Genomic DNA, 24631 nt, shown 5'->3' with positions numbered 1-24631 from the left:
GCTCTCCGCGCGGGTGCGCCCCGGGAGACCGCTCGGCGGAACCCGCTCAGTAGTTCCGCCAGGCCCCCCGCTCGTACTGCACGATCCTCGGATGCATCAGAGTGGACGGTTCCACATCGGCGATCCGGTCCCGGTCCGGCGGGAACACGGTCGCCGCGCGCAGTGTCCGCGCGTCCAACGTGCGCAACTCCGGCACGTCCTCGGGCAGTCGCGGGGTGGGCGTCGAGTCCCCCGAAACCCCCAGCTGGAACCCCCACTGGCCGAAGCTGGGAATGGGGCGGGAGTACGGCACGGTGGCCAGCCCCGCCTGCCGCATCGACGCCTCGACGCACCAGTAGGCCTCAGGCGCGAAGTACGGCGATCCGGCCTGCACGTTGACCCTGGCCCCCTCGGCCATCGAGCGGCGCACCAGTGAGTAGAACTCCGTGGAGTACAGCTTCGCGGTCTCGGTGGAGTCCGGGTCCGGCATGTCCACCAGCACCGCGTCGTAGCGCCGTTGGTTGCCGCGCAGCCAGCTGAACGCGTCAGCCGAGACGGTGTTCACCCGGGGATCGTCGAAGGCGTGCTCGTTCAGCGAGGTCAGCCGCGGATCCTCGCGCCCCAACCGCAGCACCGCGGGGTCCAGTTCGACCAGGGTCACCCGCTCCACGTCCGGATAGCGCAGCACCTCGCGCAGCGCGAGGCCGTCGCCGCCACCCAGGATCAGCACCTCGGAGGGATCGCCCACCATGGCCGGGTGTACCAGCGCCTCGTGGTAACGGCGCTCGTCCACCGAGCTGAACTGCAGATCGCCGTTGAGGAACAGCCGGGTGTCGGTCCTGCCGGACAGCGATCTGGAACTGGTGAGCACGATCTCCTGGTACTTCGACCGCTCCGCGTGCACCACCGGATCGTCGTAGAGCGCCTGGCGCGCCGTCGTCTCGAACCGGCCGGACAGCGCGAACGCGCCGCCCAGCACCCCGCCGATCAACATCACCGCTACCGTCAGCAGCACGACGAGCCGCTTTCCCAGCTCGACGCGGTACACCGTCAGGATCAGGCCCAGCCCGGCCGCCGCGTTGAGCATGCCCACCAGCAAAGCGCCCCGAACCTGGCCCAGCAGCGGCAGCAGCAGGAACGGGAAGGCCAACCCACCGATGAGGGCCCCCACGTAGTCCGCGGCGAACATGTCGGCCACCGCCGAGCCCGCCTCCTGCCGCCGGATCCGCTGCAGCAGCACCATCAGCAGCGGAATCTCCGCGCCGATCAGCGTGCCCAGCACCAGCGAGGTCACGATCAGCATCGGCATGTACATGCTCAGCCACGCGAAGGCGGCGTACAGCCCGAGCACGCTGACCCCGCCGAGCAGGGCCAGCACCAGCTCCACGGCGACGAACGAGACCGCCGCCCAGCGTTGCAGCGGTTTGGCGAGCAACGCGCCGAGGCCCATGGCGAACACCATCAGCGACAGCACGATGGAAGCCTGCCCCACGCTGTTGCCGATCAGGTAACTGCCGAGCGCGACCAGCGCGAGCTCGTAGACCAGCCCGCAGGCCGAGCAGACGAACACCGCGAGCAGCACCGCGAACCGCGCCATGCCGGGACGACGGTACCGGTGCCGTCCCGGCGTCGCGGTTTCCTCGACCGGTCCCTCCGGGACGGAATCGACCGTCCCGTCGAGGTGGTCGTCCTGTGCGGTGCTGCTCATGGTGTTTCGCTGCTTCTCGATGGGGAGCGGTGGGTCACCAGATCGCCGCGGCGATGATCGTCGCGATCACCACGTGCGACGAGGCCGAGACCCAAGTGCCCGGGTGGACGGTCTCGGTGGACAGCTCGTCACCGAGCCTTCCCGGCGTGATCGCGTCGATGAGCAGGAAGGACAGGCCCATCAGGATCAGACCGAGCAGCCCGTAGGCCAGCGTGCCGATCAGTCCGTACACCAGGTCGTTCGCGCTGGCCGCGATCGCGGTGGTGAGGACGATGCCCACACCGATGAGCCCGGAGACCAGCAGGATGGCCGCGTTCGCGTTGCGGTGCACCCAGATGAGGTCGCGGAGCTTGCCCGGAGTGGCCAGGTCCACCAGCACGTAGCCGAGGACCATCAGTACGGCCCCGACGACGCCGTAGGCGATCGCCGCGGACAAGCCGAAGAGCAGTTCCTGGAACAACTGTTGCGCCTTTCGGGTCGTGATGTGAACGGATCACCGGCCACCGCTGTCGTGGGGCTTGGCCGGGTTTCCGTGTTCGGGTTACCGGGGTCGGGTCACTGCTGTGGTGGCCACTGCGGACCGGAGGACTGGTTGGGTGGAGGCTGTTGCGGAGGTTGTTGCCCGGATGGTGGTCCCTGCCCGGGTGGTGGGCCCTGTCCGGGAGGACCGCTCGGCGGTCCGTCCGAATCGTTCCTGCCTCGCTGCCGTACGAGACCCACGGTGCCGAGCACGAGTCCGAGCACCGTGACGAGCCCGAGCATCACCAGCCACACCCAGCGCCACAGTCCGGGCATCCCCGTGTCGGCACTCGGCAGCGGTTCCGCGGCGCGGGTCTCGGTCCTGCTCTCGGCCGAACGGGCGGGCAGCGAGCCCTCCTGGGTCAGCAGCAGCGGCAACGCGATCGCGGCCTGGCCGGTGGTGTCCACCGGTGCCTCGATGAATCGTTCGGCCGTGATGCCCAACTCGGCGAAGTCCGAGTCGTACGGCAGGTCCATATCCGAGTCGGGGTCCTGGGCCACCTCCAACTCGACGGCGCTCCACTGCTCGCTGGTCGCCGAGGTGTAGGCGACGGTGGCCCGCAGTTCGACCCACTCCTCGCAGGTGCTGGCCGGGGTGTTCGGACCGCGGCTGGACCCCTGGTCGTAGTCGCTCTCCGACAACTCCTCGTACGGAGAACTGTCCGAGGAGGACGACAGGTAGTCGTCGCTGCCGTCGATCAGTTTCCAGCCGAAGCAGACCCCGTAGCGCTGCTCCTCCTCGGCGAGTTCCTCGGACAGCTGCCGGGACTCGGCCTCGGTGAACCCGCCCAGGGGCGCTCCGGAGTAGGTCCGCCCCTGGATGTAACTGCTGCTCTCCTCACCGTAGAACGAGGCCGAACCGCCCTTTCCCCCTGTTCCCAGGACGATCAGGGTGAGCACCAGACCCGCGATCCCGAAGAACGCCAGTAGCCCGAGCGTCTTTCCGGTCTTGTTGTCGTTCGTTCCGTTGTTCCCCGTACTCATTTGCCCGATCCCGGTCCGCCGCCCCGGAAGGTCTGCCCGTGAGGTCCGCCCCAGCCCCAGACGCCGCCGACGACGTGGTGGTAGTGGTTGTAAGCCTCGTCGAGTTCCATCACGTGGATGACCGAGCCTCGGTTACGCGGCCGGACGATCACGGCGTCGTCGCTGTAGCGCAGGTAGATGCCGCTGCCCTCCGCGTACTGCGAGACCGGCTCCCAGGTGTCGGTGATGTCGTCCGCCACGGCGGACGGTTCGAGTTTCGAGGTGTAGGCCTTGTTGTCGTCGTCCCCCGGTTTGTCCAGCTGGACGGCCCGGGTGTAGTTCTTCGCCACGTAGGCTCGTGGCCCCGTGCCGGTCGAAAAGATCATGACCATCGCGATGATCAGCGCCAGAAACGCAGTCATCCCCGCGATGACGAACCAGAATTTCGGTTTCATCGCCTCGCCCGGTTCCTCCCGTCAGGCCGAAGCCGGATAGATACGCACGTCGTAGCGGGTGAGTTCCTCGCCCAGGGTGGCTTCCCAATCGGCGCCGTCGAAGGACTCGAAACCAAGCATCGTGCCGTCGGATGCTTCGTAGTCGTAGTAGCGCACGCTGCCGCTCTCGTCGAGTCCGGTGGTGGCCTCGCTGCTGAACCGCGCCGTGCCGGACTCCTCGGAGCGGAACTCGCGCTCACCGAAGCCCAGTTTGACGGGTCCCGGCGTCGGCACCTCGTCCGTTTCCACGGGTGTCCACTGCGTCAGGACCAGGTCGGGGTCCTCCTCGACTCCCAGCCACACCTGGGTCCCCTTGGCGTCGTCCAGCAGGTGTTCCGCCCAGCGCCAGCTGCCCTCCGACAGGCGCAGCGTTCCCCGCACCGTGTAGGACATTCCCCGGATCTCCACGATGTCGCCCGCGGTCAACGAGCGCGGATCCCCGCGCAGCGCGTCCTGGTCGGTGGTGTCGAACGGGTCCTTCGGGCTCCGTTCGCCGTGTCCGGAACCGCCCTGCCGCGAACGCCGCCCCCGGAGCACGAGTGCGATCACGACCGCCACCAGTGCTACCAGCAGTATCAGGATCGGAAGGATCACGAATATGTTCAACGACGCCCCCTGAGCGATTCCCGAGTACCACCGGCCGATCGGTAGCGTATCGGTAACGGGGCTCGGTTGTCCGCCGTTCGGGCGAAAAATCGCGTCCGCGCGTGTGATTCGTGCCCCGTTCGGAATTTCGCTGCGTGATTTCCGCTATCGGCGGTGCGGTGCGGGAGCGGTGACGTTCTCGAAAATCCCGACTGTGCGTCGGCCGAACGGTGGCGCGTCGGCCGAACGGTGGCGGAACGCGGTGAGACCCGTCCCGCCACCGGCGGTGTGCACCGGCGTGAACCTCGGTCAGCCGGTCGCCGCTCGGCTCACTCGTCCAGCAGCTGGGCGCAGCGGATCAGCCCGAGGTGGGAGTACGCCTGCGGATGGTTGCCCAGCGAGCGCTCCGCGATCGGGTCGTACTCCTCGGAGAGCAGCCCGGTGGGGCCCGCGTTGTCCACGATCTGCTGGAACAGCTCCTCCGCCTCGGTGCGCCTGCCGGTAAGCAGATAGGCCTCGATCAGCCAGGTGGCGCACAGGTGGAACCCGCCCTCGTGGCCGGGCAGCCCGTCGTCCCGGCGGTAGCGGTACACCGTCGAGCCGCTGCGCAGCTCCGACTCGATCGCCGTCACGGTGGCCCTGAACCGCTCGTCGCTCGGGTCGATCAGCCCGGAAAGCCCCACGTACAGCGAGGCCGCGTCCAGATCCGACCCCTCGTAGGCGGTGGTGAACGCCTGCACGTCCGGATGCCAGCCGTTCTTGAGCACATCCTCGGCGATCTGCTCGCGCAGCTGCGCCCAGCCCGGCTCGGGCGGCCGGTCGTAGTGCGCCGCCAGCTTGAGCGCCCGGTCGATCGTGACCCAGCACATCACCTTGGAGTAGACGTGGTGCCTGGGAACGTCGCGTTCCTCCCAGATACCGTGGTCCGGCTCGAACCAGCGCCAGGTCACGGCCTCCGCCATGCCTTTGACCAGTTCCCAGTCGGCGTCGCGCAGCTTGCCGTGCGCCAGCGCCAGGTCCGTGGCCAGCTCCACCACCGGCCCGAACACGTCCAGCTGCACCTGCTGATCGGCCAGGTTGCCCACCCGCACCGGCCGGGAACCGGCGTAACCCGGCAGGCTGTCGATGACGGCCTCCGGACCGAGCGTGCCACCGGCCAGCGAGTACAGCGGGTGCAGTCGTTCCGGGCCGGGCAGGGTGTCCATCACCCGGTGCAGCCAGTCCAGGAAGGCCTCGGCCTCCTCGGTGGAGCCCAGCGAGACCAGCGCACGGGCGCTCATCGCCCCGTCCCGCAGCCAGCAGTAGCGGTAGTCCCAGTTGCGCACCCCACCGATCTCCTCCGGCAGGGAGGTGGTGGCAGCGGCCATGATCCCGCCGGTGTCGGTGTTGCAGAGTCCTCGCAGCGTCAGCGCCGAACGCACCACCAGGTCGGTTTCCACCTTCGGCAGTCGCAGCTGCTTCACCCACTCCGACCAGTACCGGTTCGCGATCGACCGCCGATCCGGTTCGGCGAGATCGGAACCCGCCAGCGTTTCGGTGCCGCAGCGCAGTTCCAGCACCACCGGGGAATCCTCGGACAGGGTCAGCTCCGTGTGCGCGCTCTCGTGCATGCCGTCCGAAGTGATCTGCCACTTCACCGAGGGCGAGTACAGCACCATCGGTTCGGAGGTGCCGTGCACCCGGATCCCCTCCGCCTCGGCGGTCATCCGCACCGGAACCTGACCGAACTCGGGGCGGGGAGCGAACTCCACCACGGCCCTGGTGCTGCCGCTGATCACCCGGATCAGGTCCGTGCGGTGGGAGTCGCCGCCGTGCTCCAGGTAGTCGGTCACCAACAACCGCGACCAGCGGGTTTCCACGGTCATGGTGCCTGGGACGTAGCGCTGCCCCAGCGGCAGCGTGCTGCGCGGCGCACCGTTGCCGTTCTCCGGGTGCGACTGCGGCTGCGCGGGCAGTACCGAGAAGTGCCCGGCGCCGTGCCCACCCAGCAGATCGGCGAACACGGCGGCGGAGTCCGGACCCGGGTGGCACATCCACGTGACCCGGGCGTCCGGCGTCAGCAGCGCCACCGTGCGCTCGTTGGCCAGCATCGACAGCCGCTCGATGGCGGGTGCCTGCTCCCCGTACAGCCAGGTACGGCGTTCCTCCATGAGCAGGGCGAGCACCGTCGCCACGCCGGGTGTGTCCGGCACCCGGTAGTGGGCCAACGTGTCACCCTCGCCGACCTTGATGCCCAGGTCCGGGCCGTGCAGTTTGCTGAAGACCTTCTCGTCGGTGACGTCGTCACCGAGGAAGATCGCCCCGGTGCAACCGACCTGGTGCCGCAGCGCCTCGAAGGCGTTGCCCTTGTCGGTCTCCACCACGGCGAGTTCCATCACCGACTTGCCCTCGGTGACCTGTACGCCTTCCCAGGTGGCCGGCCCGGAACGGATAGCGCCGAAAACACGCTCGCTGACTTCGGGGTCCGCCCTGCGGACGTGCACGGCCACGCTGGCCGGTTTCGCCTCCAGCGTCACCCCCGGCTGGCCGGCGGTGATCTCCTGCAGGCCGCGCTGCAACTGAGTGCGCAGGTGCGTGGTGTCCGGATCGAGTTCGTGCACGAAACCGACGTCGAACTCGGAACCGTGACTGCCCACCAGGTGAACCTCGGCGGGCAGCCGGGACAGCGTGGCGAGATCCCGCAGCGCCCTGCCCGAGATGACCGCGGCGGTCGTGGTGGGCAGCGCGGCCAGCGAACGCATCGCGTGTACCGATTCGGGTAGTGGTTTGGCCTGACTCGGATCCCCCACGATCGGGGCCAATGTGCCGTCGTAGTCGCAGGCGACCAGCAGGCGAGGTGTGCGCGCGAGCTGCACGATCGTGCGACGAAGCTCGGCGGGGAGGGCTTCGGCGGTCAACGCCACACTCCTGTTGAGGTCTCGGGATGGTCGGAACGCGGGTCGAACACGCGGGCAGCGGGTGTCGGCCCCACGATTCGTGGTGGCCGCTTACGCGTGCCGCCGGTCGACCGGTGTATCGCTATTGAAGTGGTCGGGCCGCCGGCCCCGGAGCTGTGCCACAGCCCGGCCCGGTGGTCGGTGAACCGGTGCCCGAGTCGGCGTTCAGTGACGTCGCGGTCCACATCGAGCGGACGATCACGCCACGTGCCCCGCCGACTCGTCGGTCGTTCGGCTCGACAGCCGGAATACCCCGAGGCGGCCGTGCCGGACACACCGTACCTGGCTTCGGAATCGACACAGATCCTAACGGCACCTCGTGGCGAGTCCGTCCCCCACGCCCCGGGCGCCGCCAGCGCTCGGCCGTGGCGGGGGAGCTCCCGCGAGCCGTGCCGTAGCCCATGCGTCCACCCGGTTTCCGTAGTGTCGAGGTCCGCCGTAGACCGGTTCCTACTCCGTCGGCGAAGCTCCCAGCGCCTCGAGGAACGACCGTGCCCAACGGTCGACGTCGTGCGTGAGCACTTGCCTACGCAATGCGCGCATCCTACGGCGTCCCTCGGCCTGGTCGATATTCAGGGCCGCGAGCATCGAGTCCTTGACCCCGTCCAGATCGTGCGGATTCACCAGTAGCGCGCTGGTGAGTTCGGCCGCCGATCCGGCGAACTCACTGAGTACGAGGCTACCCCCGAGGTCGCCGCGGCTGGCCACGTACTCCTTGCAGACGAGGTTCATCCCGTCACGAACCGGCGTGACGATCATGACATCGGCCGCACAGTAGAACGCGACCAGGTCCTTCCGGTCCACCGAAGTGTGCAAATAGTGCACGGCCGGGTGACCCACTCGGCCGAACTCGCCGTTGATGCTGCCGACCTTGCGCTCGATGTCCTCGCGCATCTGCTTGTAGTGCTCCACCCGTTCCCGGCTGGGGGTGGCCACCTGGATCATCGCGACGTCCTCGACGGTGGCGTGCCCTTCGGACAGCAGCTCGTACATCGCGTTGAGCCGCACGTCGATCCCCTTGGTGTAATCCAGCCGGTCGACACCGAGCATGATGCGGCGTGGATTGCCCAGTTCGGAGCGGATGGCCTTGGCCCGCTGCTGCACCTCCCTGGTGCGGGCGAGCTGGTCGAGTTCCCCCGAGGCGATCGAGATGGGGAACGCGCCGACCCGCACCACCCGATCACCCACCTGCACCACGCCGGGACGGGAACGCACTCCCACCTGGGCGCGGCTGGGTTCGAAACCGCCCAGTCGGCGGGCCAGCCACATGAAGTTCTGCGCACCGCCGGGGCGGTGGAAACCCACCAGATCCGCGCCGAGCAGCCCCCGCACTATCTCGGTCCGCCACGGCAGCTGCATGAACAGCTCCACGGGCGGGAACGGGATGTGCAGGAAGAACCCGATGCGCAGGTCGGGGCGCAGCTCGCGCAGCATCGCCGGGACCAGCTGCAACTGGTAGTCCTGGATCCACACGGTCGCGCCCTCGGCACTGACCTCGGCGGCCGCCTCGGCGAACCGTTGGTTGACCCGCTGGTAGGCGTCCCACCAGGACCGGTCGAACACCGGTGGGACCACCACGTCGTGGTACAGCGGCCACAGCGTGGCGTTGGAGAATCCCTCGTAGTACTCCCGGAACTCGGAGGTCGACAGCCGCACCGGGTGCAACCACATGTCCCCGTCCGCGAAGGCCTCCACCTCCACGTCGGCCACGCCGGGCCAGCCGACCCACGCCCCCTGCCGGGCACGCAGGAAGGGCTCCAGCGCGGTCACCAGCCCGCCCGGGCTGTGCTTCCAACGCTGGGTTCCGTCCTCCAAGCGTTCCAGGTCGACCGGTAGCCGGTTGGCGACGACGACGAAGTCAGCTTTCCTGGGCTCACTGCCCTTACTCACCGGTCTTCCTCCTATGGTCCGTTTGCGATTCGGTTGTGGGGCCCGCGCGCCCAGGCCGAGTAACCGCGAGCGGAACCGGCTGTCGAGTCGGACGCCTCCGCGGGGATACAGGGCACGTGGCCGTTCGCTCGACGCGCCTCGCGCCGCCGCGGACGTTCGTGCCCCGGACCGTCCGGTTCCGCCACCGCCCGGTCGAGCCGAAGAGTTCCGGAAGTGGCTCCCGAAGTCGGTTACCCGTGGTCGAGGCTAGTCAATCGTGATCCACTTCGCGTGGTTCGAGCGTCGCAACGCGGTTGGTCGGGTTCGATCATCCTCGCAGGGTGCGCGCGGGGCAGGAAGCCCGTGCGGCGGGACTTTCCGAAACCTGCTCGCCGCGAACCGGTCGTCGTGGCGACAGGGGACGCGAAAGGGGCCCGATTCGGTGACACGACTCGGGGTTCGCGGTCGGGTGATCAGTCCAGTCTGCGGCTGGTGGGACGCAGTGGCCCCGACATGCGGGGGCCGGACATCCGCCGCTCCAGCCTGCCCAAGCCGGTACGTACCGGCTGCGAGAGGAATTCACCGAGCACCACGCCCGCACCGAGCGCGAGGCCCGTGGCCGCCGCGATCATCAGGGTGGACAGCCCCGTCGGGTTGCCCTGCACCGACAGTTCGTACAGCGCGCGGTAGGTGGCCAGCCCGGGCAGCAGCGGCGCCACACCCGAGACGGCCACCACCAGGACCGGGATGCGGAGTCGGCGTGCGATGACCCCGCCGATGAAGCCGACGAGGGTGGTGGCGATGGCCGAGGCGAAGATCGGATTGAACTCGATCTTGGCCATGACCTGGAAGACCAGGGCGGCGATGGCTCCGCCGCCCGCCGCCATGATCAACGGTCGGGGCGGGGAGTAGCTGGCCACCGCGAAGCACGCGGAGGTGGCGGCTCCCGCGAGACCCTGCAACGGCAGTTCCAACAACCCCGGGAACGGCAGCACCCCGCCGCCGAGTTCCTGCACGTTCAGCCCGCCGCCCAGGGCGTCGGCGCCCAGGATGCGCAGTGCCATGTAGAGGGCGAGCACCACGCCCGCTATCAGCCCCGCCGAGGTCAGCGCGAGTTCGGCTATCCGGCCCGCGGCGGTGACGTTGTAGCCGGTGATGGCGTCCTGCATCGAGCCGACCACGGTCATGCCGGACAGCAGCACGATGATGTTCGCGGCCACGGCGAGCGCGGCGGTGGGCAGGATGTTGGTGGCGAAGCAGGCCAGCGCGACGCTGGTGGCCAGCGCCCCGCCCACGGTCTGCTGGAAGAAGACCGGAAGGCCGCGTTGGTTGAGGAACCGTCCGACCCGGTCGACCAGGGCGGTGGAGGCCGCGGCCACCAGCGGCAGCATCGGCGGGGTGGTGCCGCCGCCGAGCAGCACCGACAGCGCGGCCGCCATGCCCGCCCAGGCGAGGGTCGCCACGGCGCGGGGGAAGGGGTGCGGGGCGCGGGCGATGGTCTCCAGCTCGGCGTAGGCGTCCGAAGTGGTGATCTCGCCCGCGACGATGCGGCGGATCAGGTGTTCCACCTCGGCGAGTCGGGTGTAGTCCAGCGAGCGGTTGCGCACCACGCGCAGTGAGGTGATCGGGAGGTTCTCCGTCCCCCGGTAGCAGGAGACGGTGATGGACGTGTAGATCACGTCCACTTCGCAGTGCGGCAGACCGTAGGCGTCGGTGACGCTGGTGATGGTGGCGCTGACGTCGGAGGCGCCGACGCCGCTGGCCATCTGGATCTCGCCGATGCGCAGCGCCAGTTCGAGTACGAGGTGGACCGTCGAGTCGTCGGGCAGGGCGGGGCCGTAGACGACGTTGCGAGTCCCGACGGTTTCGGAAGGGTCGCGTCGCCGCAGCACACCACGTGCGCGCTGCGTGATTCCCACTGCCGCTTTTCCTCCTTGCATGACCTTCCGCGTGAAGCGCGGCTCGTGCTGTTCACCCCTGGAATCGCCAGCCACGTACGCACCGTTGCACTCCCCCGAGGTGGCGTCCATCACTGGTCTCCGGTGTGACTCGGCGTGTCGTCGGCCGAACCCGCTGCTGTTCGGGCTTGTCGTGGCCCCGTGCCCTGCTCGGGTCGGGGCGTGTGGTTCGCCCGCGTGCTCGGACTTCGTATCCCGTTGCCGGGTCCCGGTCGTCTCCCCGGGAGGGGTGCGCGGTGTGGTGGTGTCCTCCGCTCGTCCGGCGAGCTCGTCCGCCCCGACACGCTCCGAGGTGCGGTTCGGCGCGAGGTCCGGTACGACTCGGGGCGTTCGGTTCACGCCGCCGCCCCACGCTCGCGGGTTCGTTCTCGTGCCCGATCTTCTCGGGCCGATCGGTCCCCGGGGAGAAGATCGGGGTGGTGCCCGTTCCGGTGGTGCGGTGGGGTTTCGTGAACCGTGCCCCGCCGTCCGAGCCTACGCCCGGATTTTTCCGGGAAGTCGCCCGTCACCGCATCGTGGGACGCAGCGGAGCGCGCGCCGTCACGTGGTCGGGTGGGTGAATCGCGGGCGGGACCGTCGGCCCCTCGGAGTCGGGACCGCGCCCGAGCCGTGCGCACTTCGGCGCGCCACGGGCTCCCGGAAGCGGTGCCCGGCCCGGTGCCCCGGCGGCGGAAGGGTGGGGATTACGATGGAGAGGTGTGGAGCTGATCCACACGCGCCGCTGTAGCTCAGTTGGCAGAGCGCCCGCCTTGTAAGCGGAAGGTCAGGGGTTCGAGTCCCCTCAGCGGCTCCGGTTCTCACCTGGGATTTCATCTTCAGGGCCCCCGCTTCGGCGGTTCTTATGACCCGGTCTGTCCCCCGATCGTGGTGCGAGATCGCGTGTGCTTGCTCCCATGGCTGAGGCCGCGAACCGGCTTGAGCGATCTCGTGGCGGCGTCGAGAAGCTTTCGAGCGGGGCCCTTCGGGTGAAGGTCTCCGCGGGCTTCGATCCGATTACCGAGTGCCGTCACAGTCTGGCCGAGGTCGTCCCGGCCGGGTCGGGAGCGCATCCGGAGCCCGGGAAAGTGTCGCCTCCGCCGCTGCACGATGTGGACGAGCGGCGTGAGTCGCTGAGGCGGGCGACGGTCGAGCGGCTGCCGAAGCGGTATTTCGACGAAGCGTACTCGACGAAGGCGACTTACCGTCGTTGTGCGAGGTCGCACGTGTTGCCGTTCATCGGGCGGGTCGAGGTCGGCCGGCTCGACGTGGACACGTCGGTTTCGTCGTATGCCGAGTCGCGGCGGTCTCGGGGGCACTCGTCTCGGAACTCCGTCCGCCGGGCCAACTGTGCGGGGGTGCTGCCATGACCGAGCGGGACAAGCCGGTGGTGTATCTGATCGGCACGGCCACGCCGCCGGTACGCGAGCTGGCCGAACCGGTCGGGCTGCTGCACGAGGCGGGCTGGGAGGTGTGCGTGGTGCTGAGTCCGACCGCCGCGAGCTGGGTCGACGTCGACGCGTTGGCCGAGCGGACCGGTCACCCCGTCCGAGTGCGGCCCCCGTTGCCCAGTGAGCGGGAGCCGTTGCCCATGGCCGATGCCGTGCTGGCCGCGCCGGTGACGTTCAACAGCCTCAACAAGATCGCGGCCGGTATCAGCGACACCCTGGCGGTGAGTCGGATCAACGAGCTACTGGTCAGCGGCGTACCGACTACTGCCGCGCCCTGCGTGAAAGCCGTGCTGCGCCAGCACCCCGCCTACCCGGCCAGTACGCGCCTGCTGGCCGATGCCGGTGTCCGGCTGCTCGATCCGGACGCCCTCACCAGCCGCGGCACCGACGGCCTGGCCACCTTCGACTGGAACACGGCAGTCACCGAGTTCCTCGAGCCGGAGTAAGTGGTGCTGGGGAGCGGGTGGTTGTCGGTTTCGTGCGGCGGCGTGAAGTTGGGTTCGCCCGGTGGCTGGTTGAAACGAACTGAAGCCATTTCGCTGCTTCAGGGTGGCCCGGTTCCTAATCATCGGGTGTGTTCCCCGCAGGCGCGGGGATGATCCGCATCACGCTCGTTGCCATGACCCACCCAGTGACCCGAATGAACGTTGATCAGTGTGGTCACGACCGAGCTGGCCGGTTTTGTGGTCCTCCTCGTTGGTCGTTGGCATTGTTGATGCTGCTCAAGCGCCTCGTAAGCGGAAGGTCAGGGGTGATTCCTCGCAGCGGCTCCGGTTCTCGCCTGGGGTTCGGTGCCGGGGCACCCGTTTCGGCGGTTCTTGTGCCCGGTTCGTGGCCCAGAGTGCCTTGTCCGGGTCCATGGGTCGGTGCCCTGGGCTCGTCTCGAGTCCATTCAACCCTGCGGATACGAAAGGCTGACCCACCAGAAGCGAGTGATCGCGGCCACCAACAGTACGGCAGGAGGAAGAAACCACCACCAGCGCAACGAGCGCATGGCGACCGGGAGTATCCCCAGCATCGTTGCGAACGTCGCGACCATACCGCCGAGGGCAGCGCTGACCTGGATAGCCGTCAGGACGTCGTCGTCCCACGGACCGTAAGGGTCATCAGAAACGCCGAACCGACCAGGAACACGGCGACCAAGTCGACCAAGATCAGTATGAGCGCACTGAGGACGACCGGGATCCGACGGGTATTCGTACGGCGTGTGGGTAGTGATGTCACGTTGAATCCTTACTCGTGACCCGGTTACCGCATCGCTTTCCTTGCTTCGGCAGGTTTCCGAGCAGTGTTTCATCACGAGCCTTCGCAGCGGCGTTCTCATCCCAGCGGGGACACTGCTGTAACTGGCCCGAGCTCGGCGTGCTATTCCAAATTCGTCTTTCCGGGTGGTGCATCCGCGAATTCGCTGGGGTTTGAGGCGGAATTGTTGAGCCTGATCGGTGTGAAGATGGTTGCGCTGAAACGAAGCTGGGGCGGCGCGCCACCGAACGTTCGATCAGGCTCACTTATACTCACGGGCCGTGACCTGTCACCTCGTGCCCGGCTGAGCGTTCCGGCACGCCACTGGGGGTTCCGTTATGGCGGAGAATTCGCTCGCGGCGGCGGCGAGCGACGTCGCCGCGTCCGCGCACGTCGCCTGCGCCAGGTTCCGCGGCACCGACCCGCTGCTGGTGGGGCGCACGCGGCGGCAACTCGCGGCCGAGATCGGTTACCCCGACGAGTCGGGCCGCATCCCGGCCGCCCGCTGGATGCGCGCCGTCACCTTCGAGCACCTGGTGCGCACGGACCGCTTCGCGAGCGAGCTGGCGACCACCACGGTCGGCAGGCTCGGCCTGAACCGCCCCACCGACATCGTCACGGCCGACGCGCACGACGACGCCGACAAAACCGCGGGCCTGCTGGCGGACGCGCACGCCAGGGCCGTTTCCGACGGCTCGGTGACGCTGCTGCACTCCCTCGCGCTGCCGTTCGCCGCACCCGTGGAGCACCCCGAGGACGGCGCGGCACCCCCGGAGAACCGGGCCACTCTAGCCGAATCCGAGGTGGAGTCGGACCTCGCCGTGATCGCCCCGGAACCGGACGCCCACGGCGGTTCCTGGCTGATCCTCGGCGCCGCCAAGGACTACGAACGGGTGAGATCCCGGATCGAGGACGCCAGACTGCTGAAGGGCTTCCTGCGGGTGGCCCTCGCGGCGGAGTCCGCCCGCACCTCTCCATCCCTGCCCACCGGCATGTCGGTCCACTCGCACGGCGTGCTCGCCGTCCCGCGCAACGCCTTCCTGCAGCCCGAGGCCCTGGTCGAAGCGCTCGACGACCACCGCGCCGAGGTGCGGATGCGGCTGGCGGAGCGGCAGCGCGAGTTCGCGCGGTCGGCGCCCGAGGAAACGGCGGACCTCGCGGAGTACGTCGCGCACCTGCGGGCCACGTTCGACCCCGCCTCCTGCACCAGCTGCACCCTGTTCTCCTACTGCCGCGAGGAGCTCCGCGCCTCGGACGATCCGACCGACCTGCTGGTGGAGCTGGGAATACCGCCCGACACGCGGCCCCAACTCGTCGGCCTGGTGGACGGCACGGGCGAGACCGGCAACGCGCCCGCCTCGGCGGTCGCCAACGTGTCCGCGACGCTGGACGGGCTCGCGCGTCCCACCGGCCAGCGGCGCGTCGACCAGGCGGGCCGTCCGGGCACCATCGACCTCGTACTGGCCAAATCGGACTCCGCGGTGCTGGGCATACACGGGATCGCGCTGCGGCGCGTCACCGCGCACGGTCCCGAGCCGTGGCGGACCGCCGTGTTCGACGAGCCGCAGTCCGCGTGGACCCGTCACGAGGTGATGCACCTGCTGGGCCGGGAACTGTCCGAGGCGATGGCCGAGCAGCGCAGTCTCGACGAGGAGAGCCCCGGCCCGGTTCACCTCGTCCTCCCGGACCAGTCGACGGCCGACGTGCTCGTCTCGATCGCCGACAACCTGGCGGGCATCGAGCTCAGCGGGCTGCGCTGGCGACGCGACGAGCTGATGGGCCGCACTCCGCTGACCTTCGACGGCGAGCCCGCCGAGATTCCGCACGCCCTGCCGGAGACGGCGCGCACCGCGGTGTCGTTCCTGCTGGAGGAGGACCGCGCCAGGGCGCTCACCCTCCGGTCGCCGATCATCGTGCTGCGGGAGTCACTGGCGCGGCACGTGGTGGCGGGCGGACCACCGGTCGCCTCCTACCGGCTGGACTACCTGGTGCGCTGGGCCGAAACCGTGACCGAGGGGCCGGTGAAGCCGCGCGAGCTGGAGGACGAGATCGAAGCCGCGCCGCACACCCCCGGCGCCCGGCTGACGAGCGGGAGTTCGGACGCCATCCACGAGGCACTGACCGGAGCGGATGCCGAGCATGCCGATCCGGAGCAGCCCGACTCAGGGCGCTCCGGCCCGGAACAGACCCGCACCGGGCGGCCCGACTCGGCGGCGAGCGAGTACGCCACGCTGGTCACCGAGGAGCTCGACTACAAGCGCGGCATCCTCGACCGCGCCCTGACCGTGCTGCACACCGTTCCGGACTCGCTGCTGCGCCGGGTGCACCGCGAGATCGAGGCCGACGCCCAGGCCGTCTGGCGGCGACGGCTCGCCATGCGCGCCTCCGACCTGGTCCGGTTCGGCCGGACGCACCGTTTCTGGCGCAACGCGCTCGTGGAAGTCATCGAGAGCGACGACAAGTGTCGTAGTCAGCTGCGGGCGCTGTCGAACCCGCAGTTCGCCGAGGAGCTGGCCACCGACGTGGGCACGCGCGAGGTCGCCGTCGCCACGGTGGTCTCGGTCCGGCCGCTGGTGCTCGACGTGGCTTCCCGCCGGATCCGCGCCGGGAGCAGGATCGTGCTGCTGCACGTCAACGGCGAATCCAGCGTGGAACACCCGGACGTCGAACTCGTGGTCCAGAAGAGCAACTTCAAGTTCGCGGGATTGTCGATCGGCCCGTTGTCCGACGTGGATGATCCCGAAACGCCCCGCCGGTTCGCCTGGAAACCGGAGAACGTGCCCGAACTGGCCGTCGGTGACCGGCTGCTCGTCGCCGATTTCGCGTGGTTCTCGACGAACAAGGGCAACGCGTCCCTCAGCGTCGCCAGACCCAGGGTGGACAACCTCGCGGCGCCGGAACCGGCGTGCGAGGCGGGCTCCTACGCCGAGGACCCCGAGACGCACGAGCGCTGCTGCCGTCCGCACGAGGACGTCGAGGCCGAGTGGTCCGACCGGCTAGCCGAGCGCCGCGCTCGCGGCGAGCTCAACCCGGAGGTCTGGCCGCCGATAGCGGACTCCGACGCGTTCGAGGTGGCCCCGTCCGGCGCCCCGGTCGGCGACCCCACCACCCGGCCGGTGACCTTTCCGCCGGACGGTATGACCCTCGACGAGCTGGAGTGACCGCGTGCGAGCTGGAGTGACGACGTGACGGTCGAGTTCCGCCAACCGGAGGACAGCGTCGCCGATCGCGTGCACCACGAGCGGGCGGCGGCGGGCAACGCCGCCGTGGCGGACGAGGCGATCCGGGTGCTGCGCGACACGCTGTCCGGCACCGCCCAGCTGGATCGGCTGCTGCTCAAGGCCGCGGCGGGTGCGGGCAAGTCCTTCATCCTGCGGAAGCTGGTGGCCGATGCCGTCGAGCGGCCCGAGTGCGCTCGCGTGGTCATCACCGCCTTCACGAACAAGCAGATCCATCCGCTCGCGGCCGCGCTGGGGCGGTTCCTCGGCGCGGATCGGGTCTGCCTGTTCGTCGGTAAGGACCGGTACCGGGAGGTGCCCGAGGACGCGGGTTCCCACTCCACCGTGGTCACCAAGGCTTCGGACATACCGGCCGAGTGCGAGGTGGTGATCTCGACCGCGCACCGGCTCGGCACGCCCCGCGAGCTGGACCGGCTGGCCGAGCACCTCGGCCCCGGTCACAACGGCGAGGCCGTGTTCGACGTGCTGTTCGTCGACGAGGCGTGGCAGCTGCCGCACCACCTGTTCGACAGGGTTGCGAAGGCGGCCCCGATCACGGTCGGGGTCGGTGACGTGGGGCAGCTCCCGCCGCTGGAGGTGGGCGCGAACCCGTGGCGGGGCGATCCGGGTTTCAATCCGTACCGCGCCTGGCCCACCGACTACGAGGGTGACGAGCGCACCTGGGCCGTCGAACTACCGGCGGTATGGCGGCCCGCCGCCGGGCACCTCGAGCTGTGGCGGGCGTTCTACCCCGAGTGGGATGAACTCGACTGCGTGGCGGCGCCGGGGGAGAGGGCGCTGGTCGCCGAGGAGCTCACCGGCGATTCGGCCGCGATCTGGCGGCAGGTCGGTACCGGCGTGCCGACGCTGCTCGAGGTCGACGGGCTGCCCGAGCCCGAGGCGGCCGATGTGGACCCGCCGCTGCTGGCAGCGGTCGAATCGCTGCTCGACGAGCTGTTCGCCGCCGGGTTCGCGCTCGAACACGCCGAGTACGACGCCGCGGGTGCTCCGACGGGGAACACGCTCACGGCACGTCCCGGTGCGGATTCCGGCGATCCGCTGGTCGCGATCCTGGCTACGCGCAACCAGGCGGTGGACGACGCCACCGATGTCGCCGAGCGGCTGCGGAAGAAGTACTCGCTGCGCGAGAGCGAGGTCGTGGCCTCGACGGTGGACTCGTGGCAGGGGCAGACGAACCGCCTCACGGTCGCGATTCACCCGTTGAGCGGGGCCGCGCGGCTGGACGAGTTCAACTCGGCCTTCGGCAGGCTGGCCGTGACCTGCACTCGCGCCACCCACGGGCTGCTGATGGTCACCCGGACCGGCATCGACGAACTGCTCGGCGAGGCCCCGGTCCGGCCGGGCACCCCGTTCGGCGAGCCGGGCAACCGGCACCTGCCCCGCCAGACCCACCAGCGCATCCTCGGCACCTTCGCGCGCGGCACGCTCACCACCGGCTCCGACCAGGAATAGGGGAGGCGCTGCTCCCGGTCGTGCCCGGTTCACCATCCTGGAGTCGCACGACCAGGTGAGTAAGCGGCGCTCCGCCAATCGGCCCGGTGAACCCCGTACGGGTGATGCCGAGCCGCAGTGGGCACGGACTCGTGCTCCTTCACCCGCTCAGCGCGCCGAACGGCCGAACCATCCCCACTGGCCTTACCGTGTCACGCCGCTGACTGAACCGGTTGCCCGTGACCCCAGTAGAACGGCCCGGAGGTGGGGCGCACCTCGATGTCCCAGCCGAGGCCGGTGAGGCGGTCCTGCAGCTCGGCGGGTTCGTGCGGCACCTTCACCGCCCGGTGCTGGGTGCCGTCGCTCAGCCTGCGGCGGATGGTCGACGATCCCTCACCCTCGATCAGCTCGTCGGGAGTGCGGTGCGCGTCGTCGATGAACAGCACCCGTCCACCCGGCGCGAGGCAGCCGGCCACCAGCGCCCAGAAATCCGCGAAGCGGTCGAGCGGCACGTGCGAGATCCAGAAACCGAAGAACACCACGTCGTAACGCCGTTCCGCTCGCCAGTCGAACAGGTCGCCCAGCTCGAACCGGACGTGCTGGTCGGGGGTTCTTTCCCGCGCCACGCGCAGCATCTCGGGGGAGGAGTCGACGGCGGTCAGCGTGCTCGCGTGCCGCGCCAGCTCCGGGGTCCACGTGCCCGGGCCGCACGCCAGTTCCAGCACGTCGCCGCTCGGCGCGAACTCCGCCAGCGCCCGCTCGAACTCGTCCAGGCCGGGAAAGTCGAGTGCTCCTTGGAAGTACTCCGGGGCCGCCGCGCGGTAGTAGTCGATCTGCTCCGCGAGGAGAGTTCCGGTTCCGTGATCGCGCATCCCGGATAATAGGCACTGTTCCACGCTGTGTGAGCCGATTTCGTGTCGGGCACGCGAAATCTCGGCAACCACCGCTACTCGCGCGACTGTCGTGGCTCTTTCCCCGGCCCGGCCGACTCGCGGCAGGCCCGACCATCGGGCGATGGTCGGTTCCGCGCGCTAGATTCGCCGCATGGAACAGCGGATCAGCCTGGTCACCCTCGGCGTCACAGACGTGCGGCGTGCCAAGGAGTTCTACGAGCGGTTGGGGTGGCGGGGCCAGGAGCTCGAACGGACCGTCTTCTTCCGCACCCCCGGCGGCGCGTTCGTGCTCTGGGGCAGGGACGAGCTCGCGGCGGACACCGGCCTCACCGGTGAGCGGGACGGCGGGTTCGGCGGTGTCTGCCTCGCGCACAACGTTCGTTCCGAATCGGAGGTCGACGAGGTCCTGGAAACCGCACGTCGGGCGGGCGCCACGGTGACCCGGCCCGCCGCCGAGACGTTCTACGGTGGTTACGCCGGGGTGTTCACCGACCTCGACGGGCACGCCTGGGAGATCGCGTACAACCCGGGCTTCCCGATCGCCGAGGACGGCACGATCACCATTCCGGACCTCGGCTCCCAGTAGTACGTCGGGCTCCCAGTAGTCCCTACTGGTGAGCGGCTCGCCGGAAGTGATCACCACGCACAACCGGAGCCGAACCACTCACTCGCGGGGCTTCAGCCGCGCGTTGGGAAGCTCCGGAGCGGGCAGGGTCGCCTCCCACTGCGTCGGGAACTGGCCGTACTGCCGCGACGCCCCGTACTGCCCCGACGCCTGGGCATCCCGGTCCTCCCCGGAATCCGGCTGCTCGCGTTCGTGCTGCCACCGCTCGCGGAACGCCGCGATCTCCTCGTGGCTGCGCCCGATGAAGTTCCACCACATCACGATCCGCTCCCCGAGCGGTTGCCCGCCGAGCAGCAGCACCCGTGCCCGCTCAGCCGCTCCCGCACGCAACGTGAGTCGTTCCGGCCCGGCGTCCTGGCAGACCAGCTCGCCCGCGCTCGCGGCCACCCCGGCCACGGTCACCTCGCCGGTGTCGACGAGCACGCCGTGTTCGAAAGCGGGGTCGATGTCCAGATCCAGGCTCCCGCCGGGCGGTAGCGTGATCTCGGCACCGAGCAGCGGGGTGTAGGTCGGCACCGGCGAGGTCTGCCCGAGCAGGCTGCCCAGGAAGACCGACACGCGCGCGCCGTCCCGCTCCAGAACCGGCGGTGCGTAGTTGTCGAACGCCGCGTCGGTGAACCGGTGGCGTTCGGGCAGCGCCACCCAGAGCTGCGCCCCGTGCAGCACTTCGGTGTCCGATGTGGAGTACTCGGAGTGGGCGATGCCCGAGCCCGCCGTCATCAGGTTTAGCTCACCCGGCCGCACGAGGGCGTGCGTTCCGAGCGTGTCGCGGTGCTCGACCTCGCCGCTGAACAACCACGAGACGGTCTGCAGTCCGGTGTGCGGGTGTCCGGGCACCCGCATGCCACCGCCCCCGGACACCTCGTCGGGGCCGTAGTGGTCGACGAAGCACCACGCCCCGATCAGCGACCGCGCCCGTTGCGGCAGCGTGCGGCGCACCGTCATCGCCCGCGGCCCGCCCAGCGGGACCTCGCGGGGCCGCAGCAGCCACGCCCGCCCTGCCTGGTCGTCGGCGTTGGTGCAGGTCAACTCGGTTGGTGCGGTATCGAGGTTGCTCATCGCGTCCTGGCCGTCGAAGTAGTGGTGCCGGTCGTGCTCGCCACCAGTGTGCGGCATAGTGGCGGAATGTCCGAGGAACAGCGTGACAGCACACCGGCCGAGAATCCGCCGTCCGAGGTTTCGGTGGTCGACGTGCCGTCCCGGAATCGCTACGAGATCAGTGTCGACGGCGTGCGGGCGGGGCTCACGCGGTATCTCGATCGCGGGGAGCAGCGGGTCTTCGTGCACACCGAGATCGGCGACGACTTCGCCGGTCGTGGTTTGGGCAGCGAGCTGATCTCGGGCGCGCTGCGGCGGACGCGGGCGGCCGGGATGCGGATCGCCGCCGTCTGCCCGTTCGTGACCCGGTATCTCGACAACCACCACGACTTCGAGGACATCCGGGATCCGGTCACCCCGGACGTGCTGGCCGCCGTGCGCTCGGAGTAACCCGGAGCTGTCCCGGTGCTGACTTCCTCGGGGCGGGGTGCGTGTCCCACCGGGCTCGTATCGGGGCTCGAGGAGTCGGTCCGAGATCGGCTGATCGCGAAATCGCCTTCCGAGAGGACTTGGCCGTTGTGCGGCCGGGCGCACGCGGCGGTGGCAACGTGCTGCTCATCGAGGCTTCGGCCGGAACGGGCCGGGTTCGGCGATAGCTGGTGAAATCCCTGACATCGAGAACACCGAGGCGCTGATCCGGGGCATGCTGTCCTCGTGACGGACGTGCTGCGCTTCAGCGCCTTCCCCGCCCCTTCCGCGCGGAACGGTGGAAATCCCGCCGGAGTCGTGCTCGACGCGGCCGGGCTCGACGAGACCGCGATGCTCGCGCTCGCCGCAGAGACCGGCTACTCGGAAACGGCGTTCGTGCTCGACATCCGGGAGCCCGCGGAGGCCGACGGCCCCAGGAGGGTCAGCATCCGCTATTTCTCGCCCGACGCGGAAGTGCCGTTCTGCGGCCACGCGACGGTCGCCACCGCCGTGGCGCTCGCCGATCGCCACGGCACCGGCCGGTTGCTGTTCGACACGGCGGTCGGCGAGGTCGCCATCGAAACCGCCGAGACGGCCAGCGGCGAGATCACCGCCTCCTTCACCAGCGTCGAACCTTCGGTGACGCCGATGGGCGACGACATCGTCGACCGATTGCTGTCGCTGCTCGGTCTCGGTCGGGCCGATCTCGATTCGACCTGTCCGCCTCGGCTTTCGTTCGCCGGAAACGTCCATCCGGTCATCGTCCTGGGAAGCCGCGACATCTTCGACTCGTTCGACTTCGATCCGTCGCGGATGCGAGAGCTGATGGACGAACGTGGCTGGGCGGCCACGGTGACCGTGCTGTACCCACTGGATGGGAGCGAGTTCGCCGCACGCAACCTTTTCCCGGTCGGCGATATCACGGAAGACCCTGCAACGGGCGCCGCCGCGGCGGCGACAGGGGCGTACCTGAGAGCTGTCGGCGCGGTGAAGCCGCCCGCCCGATTCCGGATCCGGCAGGGTGATCACGTCGGGCGTCCGAGCCTGCTGCGAGTGACGGTGCCCGATACGGGAGGCATCGTCGTTACGGGTGGTGCGGCGCGGATCGATTGACTGATCGGCGCTGCCCACGACTCGAGGCGTGCACCGCGGGGACGTCTTCACGTCCCACGGCAGACCGACGACGTCAACCGCCACGCGGGCCGTTGCGGCGGCTGAAGGAGGTCGGAAAAGGCGGGCCACGGCGAGCGAACTTCGCGCCGCGAACCGAGGGGAGGCCGGACGCCCGCACGGTGCCCCTGGCCTTTCCCTCGTTCGGAGCCGGAGCTACTCGATAGTCAAGATCAACTCGACCTCGACGGGGGAGTCGAACGGCAGTACGGCCATCCCCACCGCTGAACGCGCGTGAACTCCCGCATCGCCGAAGATCTCCCCGAGAACCTCGGAGGCCCCGTTGATCACGGCCGCTTGCCCGGTGAAGGACGGGTCCGAGGCCACGAACCCCACGACCTTGACGACGCGGGTGATCCGGTCGAGCGATCCGATGACGCTCTTCGCCGCGGCCAACCCGTTGAGGGCGCACCGGCGGGCGTAACCCTTGGCGTCCTCGGCCGTCACGAGGTCGGCCCCTTCGCCGACTTTGCCGGTCTCCGGCAGTGCCCCGTCGACCATGGGGAGCTGGCCGGAGACGTGGACGTGGTCACCGTCGACGACCGCGGGCGTGTAGGCGGCGAGCGGCGGGACCACGACGGGGAGCTCGATCCCGAGCTCGACGAGACGAGCGTCGATCCTCGACAACAGTCGATCTCCTTCTGCTTTTCGGATGTCACCTGGGCGGTGCCCGCAGGGTACTCCGGGCGTTTCGTCGGATGGCTCGGCGCTGGCGGCCTCCGAGTCGGTCGAGTGCCGCGCGAGGAACGCTCACGGCAGGGCCGGGCAGCGGCCGTACGTGGCGGTGAGGTTCGGAGCCCGGTACGAGTGGCGAACGGACCCGCCCACCAGTTCACCCGTCGGTCGGAGTTCGGCCCCGGTGTGGAACGCTCTCGTCGAACAGCACCGGGCAGGACTTGGCGCCGGTCTTCGCTCGGAAGTTCCGCGTGTCACATGCTAGGTTTTATATACAGACCTGTCTATATATTGGAGGTGTGCGATGCGCGCTGTGCTGCTCACTGGACACGGCGGTCCCGAAAAGCTCGAACACCGCGACGACGTGGCGACCCCGGAGCCCGGCCCCGGGCAGCTGCTGGTCCGGGTAGGTGCCGGTGCCCTGAACAACACCGACCTCTGGACCAGGGAGGGCGCCTACGGCCTGCCCGGCGACCCCACCGCGCTCGCCGGATGGCGCGGGCCGATCTCGTTCCCCCGGATACAGGGCGGTGACGTGGCGGGCGTGGTCGAATCAGGCGGCGCCGGAGTGCCGAGCGAGCGCGTCGGGCGTCGGGTACTGGTCGATCCGGCCGACTACCGGGACGAAGGACCCCACGCCCCGCCCGTCGGCCTGCTGGGCAGTGAGTACGACGGTGGTTTCGCCGAGTACGTGCTCGTCGCCGACCGGCAGGCCCACGACGTGACCGACTCGCCGCTGTCGGACGAGGAACTGGCCGCGCTGCCGATCGCCTACGGCACCGCGATGGGCATGTTGGAACGCGCCGGAGTGACTTCGGGCGAGAAGATCCTGGTCACCGGAGCTTCCGGCGGGGTGGGGCTGGCCGTGGTCCAGCTGGCCGCCGCTCGCGGAGCGGAAGTGCTGGCGATCACCAGCGGCGGCAAGGAGGCCGAGGTCCGTGCTGTCGGGGCGAACCGGGTGGCGCTGCGGGACGCCGCCGATCTCACCGACCGGGTGCGGGAGTTCGCTCCCGAGGGGCTCGACGCGGTGGCCGACGTCGTCGGCGGCCCGCAGCTGGGACGCCTGCTGTCGCTGCTGCGGGACGACGGCCGCTGCGTCGTCGCCGGGGCCATCGCCCAGGCGGTGATCGAATTCGACCTGCGCCGGTTGTACCTGCACAACCTCAGCTTGATCGGATCCTCGATGCACACCCGCGCGCACTTCGCCGAACTCGTGGCGGCGGCGCGTGCGGGCGAACCGCGTCCGCGCGTCGCGGAGCGCTACTCGCTCGACGAGATCCACTCGGCACAGCGGCGGTTCCGCGCGGGCGACTACGTCGGCAAGATCGTGGTGGTGCCAAGCTGAGATGGTCGAGGAAACCGAGGAACATCTCGGCTCGGGCTTCGCGGGGATCGAGGAGGGCCGAGAACCG

Annotated in this window: 19 protein-coding genes and 1 tRNA gene; 8 read left to right on the top strand and 12 right to left on the bottom strand. The window is 69.5% G+C overall.

The genetic code is table 11. From position 1 onward, the window contains the following. Window positions 1-46: 46 nt before the first annotated feature. The 8 genes from BLR41_RS15145 to BLR41_RS15110 form a co-directional block, all read right to left on the bottom strand. Window positions 47-1576, bottom strand: coding sequence for a polyamine aminopropyltransferase (locus BLR41_RS15145; RefSeq protein WP_092629255.1), 1530 nt, complete (start codon window positions 1574-1576; stop codon window positions 47-49). A 145-nt stretch (window positions 1577-1721) separates the two neighbouring features. Further along, the gene (locus tag BLR41_RS15140; RefSeq protein WP_092629090.1) at window positions 1722-2147 is read right to left on the bottom strand and encodes a DUF350 domain-containing protein; all 426 of its coding nucleotides are present in this window, start codon (window positions 2145-2147) and stop codon (window positions 1722-1724) included. A 95-nt stretch (window positions 2148-2242) separates the two neighbouring features. Next, on the bottom strand, window positions 2243-3190 hold the full coding sequence (locus tag BLR41_RS15135; protein WP_092629088.1) for a hypothetical protein: 948 nt from the start codon (window positions 3188-3190) through the stop codon (window positions 2243-2245). Further along, on the bottom strand, window positions 3187-3624 hold the full coding sequence (locus tag BLR41_RS15130) for a DUF4247 domain-containing protein (protein WP_092629086.1): 438 nt from the start codon (window positions 3622-3624) through the stop codon (window positions 3187-3189). The genes BLR41_RS15135 and BLR41_RS15130 overlap by 4 nt, the downstream gene beginning before the upstream one ends. Before the next feature lie 21 nt (window positions 3625-3645). Beyond that, window positions 3646-4269, bottom strand: coding sequence for a DUF4178 domain-containing protein (locus BLR41_RS15125; protein WP_092629085.1), 624 nt, complete (start codon window positions 4267-4269; stop codon window positions 3646-3648). A gap of 308 nt (window positions 4270-4577) precedes the next feature. Next, window positions 4578-7145 (bottom strand): trehalose-phosphatase, encoded by a 2568-nt coding sequence (gene otsB / locus BLR41_RS15120; protein WP_092629253.1) that lies wholly within the window; start codon window positions 7143-7145, stop codon window positions 4578-4580. 489 nt (window positions 7146-7634) lie between these two features. Continuing rightward, window positions 7635-9074, bottom strand: coding sequence for an alpha,alpha-trehalose-phosphate synthase (UDP-forming) (locus BLR41_RS15115; RefSeq protein WP_092629083.1), 1440 nt, complete (start codon window positions 9072-9074; stop codon window positions 7635-7637). Window positions 9075-9526: 452 nt separating this feature from the next. Further along, on the bottom strand, window positions 9527-10972 hold the full coding sequence (locus tag BLR41_RS15110; protein ID WP_092629251.1) for a threonine/serine exporter family protein: 1446 nt from the start codon (window positions 10970-10972) through the stop codon (window positions 9527-9529). A gap of 756 nt (window positions 10973-11728) precedes the next feature. Here BLR41_RS15110 and BLR41_RS15105 point away from each other — a divergent pair. Together BLR41_RS15105 and BLR41_RS15095 are read left to right on the top strand one after the other, a co-directional pair. After that, window positions 11729-11801 (top strand) — tRNA-Thr (locus BLR41_RS15105). 552 nt (window positions 11802-12353) lie between these two features. Continuing rightward, window positions 12354-12884, top strand: a complete 531-nt coding sequence (locus BLR41_RS15095) for a flavoprotein (RefSeq protein WP_092629081.1) — start codon at window positions 12354-12356, stop codon at window positions 12882-12884. 446 nt (window positions 12885-13330) lie between these two features. On the opposite strand, the gene BLR41_RS23705 is transcribed toward BLR41_RS15095, so the two are convergent. Next, complete coding sequence (locus tag BLR41_RS23705; protein ID WP_281240964.1) at window positions 13331-13456, bottom strand: hypothetical protein; 126 nt, start codon at window positions 13454-13456, stop codon at window positions 13331-13333. A gap of 562 nt (window positions 13457-14018) precedes the next feature. On the opposite strand from BLR41_RS23705, the gene BLR41_RS15085 reads away from it, so the two are divergent. Together BLR41_RS15085 and BLR41_RS15080 are read left to right on the top strand one after the other, a co-directional pair. Beyond that, complete coding sequence (locus BLR41_RS15085) at window positions 14019-16841, top strand: hypothetical protein (protein ID WP_092629080.1); 2823 nt, start codon at window positions 14019-14021, stop codon at window positions 16839-16841. Window positions 16842-16865: 24 nt separating this feature from the next. Further along, window positions 16866-18371: an AAA family ATPase gene (locus BLR41_RS15080; protein WP_092629078.1), complete on the top strand. Its 1506-nt coding sequence runs from the start codon at window positions 16866-16868 to the stop codon at window positions 18369-18371. Between the two features lie 191 nt (window positions 18372-18562). Here the strand turns inward: BLR41_RS15080 and BLR41_RS15075 are convergent, their stop codons facing one another. Beyond that, complete coding sequence (locus BLR41_RS15075) at window positions 18563-19222, bottom strand: class I SAM-dependent methyltransferase (protein ID WP_092629077.1); 660 nt, start codon at window positions 19220-19222, stop codon at window positions 18563-18565. 172 nt (window positions 19223-19394) lie between these two features. Between BLR41_RS15075 and BLR41_RS15070 the strand changes: the two genes are divergently transcribed. After that, on the top strand, window positions 19395-19829 hold the full coding sequence (locus tag BLR41_RS15070) for a VOC family protein (RefSeq protein ID WP_092629076.1): 435 nt from the start codon (window positions 19395-19397) through the stop codon (window positions 19827-19829). Window positions 19830-19907: 78 nt separating this feature from the next. Here BLR41_RS15070 and BLR41_RS15065 read toward each other — a convergent pair whose 3' ends face one another. After that, window positions 19908-20927: a pirin family protein gene (locus BLR41_RS15065; protein ID WP_092629249.1), complete on the bottom strand. Its 1020-nt coding sequence runs from the start codon at window positions 20925-20927 to the stop codon at window positions 19908-19910. Between the two features lie 66 nt (window positions 20928-20993). On the opposite strand from BLR41_RS15065, the gene BLR41_RS15060 reads away from it, so the two are divergent. Together BLR41_RS15060 and BLR41_RS15055 are read left to right on the top strand one after the other, a co-directional pair. Continuing rightward, a complete protein-coding gene (locus BLR41_RS15060; protein ID WP_092629075.1) occupies window positions 20994-21356 on the top strand; it encodes a GNAT family N-acetyltransferase in 363 nt (120 codons plus the stop codon). A gap of 264 nt (window positions 21357-21620) precedes the next feature. After that, window positions 21621-22487, top strand: coding sequence for a PhzF family phenazine biosynthesis protein (locus BLR41_RS15055; protein ID WP_092629073.1), 867 nt, complete (start codon window positions 21621-21623; stop codon window positions 22485-22487). 213 nt (window positions 22488-22700) lie between these two features. Here the strand turns inward: BLR41_RS15055 and BLR41_RS15050 are convergent, their stop codons facing one another. After that, window positions 22701-23171, bottom strand: a complete 471-nt coding sequence (locus BLR41_RS15050) for a RidA family protein (protein WP_092629071.1) — start codon at window positions 23169-23171, stop codon at window positions 22701-22703. A gap of 352 nt (window positions 23172-23523) precedes the next feature. On the opposite strand from BLR41_RS15050, the gene BLR41_RS15045 reads away from it, so the two are divergent. Next, window positions 23524-24564 (top strand): zinc-binding dehydrogenase, encoded by a 1041-nt coding sequence (locus BLR41_RS15045; RefSeq protein ID WP_092629069.1) that lies wholly within the window; start codon window positions 23524-23526, stop codon window positions 24562-24564. The last annotated feature ends 67 nt before the right edge of the window (window positions 24565-24631 follow it).

Source organism: Actinopolyspora mzabensis (genome assembly GCF_900101095.1).
Lineage (GTDB): Bacteria > Actinomycetota > Actinomycetes > Mycobacteriales > Pseudonocardiaceae > Actinopolyspora > Actinopolyspora mzabensis.
This window is presented reverse-complemented; position numbering and strand designations above follow the sequence as displayed.

Bases quoted from the DNA above. Each gene is read 5' to 3' on its own strand.
- BLR41_RS15130 (WP_092629086.1), bottom strand. From the start codon at position 3,624: ATGAAACCGAAATTCTGGTTCGTCATCGCGGGGATGACTGCGTTTCTG.
- BLR41_RS15045 (WP_092629069.1), top strand. From the start codon at position 23,524: ATGCGCGCTGTGCTGCTCACTGGACACGGCGGTCCCGAAAAGCTCGAA.
- BLR41_RS15065 (WP_092629249.1), bottom strand. From the start codon at position 20,927: ATGAGCAACCTCGATACCGCACCAACCGAGTTGACCTGCACCAACGCC.
- BLR41_RS15095 (WP_092629081.1), top strand. From the start codon at position 12,354: ATGACCGAGCGGGACAAGCCGGTGGTGTATCTGATCGGCACGGCCACG.
- BLR41_RS23705 (WP_281240964.1), bottom strand. From the start codon at position 13,456: ATGCTGGGGATACTCCCGGTCGCCATGCGCTCGTTGCGCTGGTGGTGG.
- BLR41_RS15085 (WP_092629080.1), top strand. From the start codon at position 14,019: ATGGCGGAGAATTCGCTCGCGGCGGCGGCGAGCGACGTCGCCGCGTCC.
- BLR41_RS15145 (WP_092629255.1), bottom strand. From the start codon at position 1,576: ATGGCGCGGTTCGCGGTGCTGCTCGCGGTGTTCGTCTGCTCGGCCTGC.
- BLR41_RS15070 (WP_092629076.1), top strand. From the start codon at position 19,395: ATGGAACAGCGGATCAGCCTGGTCACCCTCGGCGTCACAGACGTGCGG.
- BLR41_RS15075 (WP_092629077.1), bottom strand. From the start codon at position 19,222: ATGCGCGATCACGGAACCGGAACTCTCCTCGCGGAGCAGATCGACTAC.
- BLR41_RS15135 (WP_092629088.1), bottom strand. From the start codon at position 3,190: ATGAGTACGGGGAACAACGGAACGAACGACAACAAGACCGGAAAGACG.
- BLR41_RS15060 (WP_092629075.1), top strand. From the start codon at position 20,994: ATGTCCGAGGAACAGCGTGACAGCACACCGGCCGAGAATCCGCCGTCC.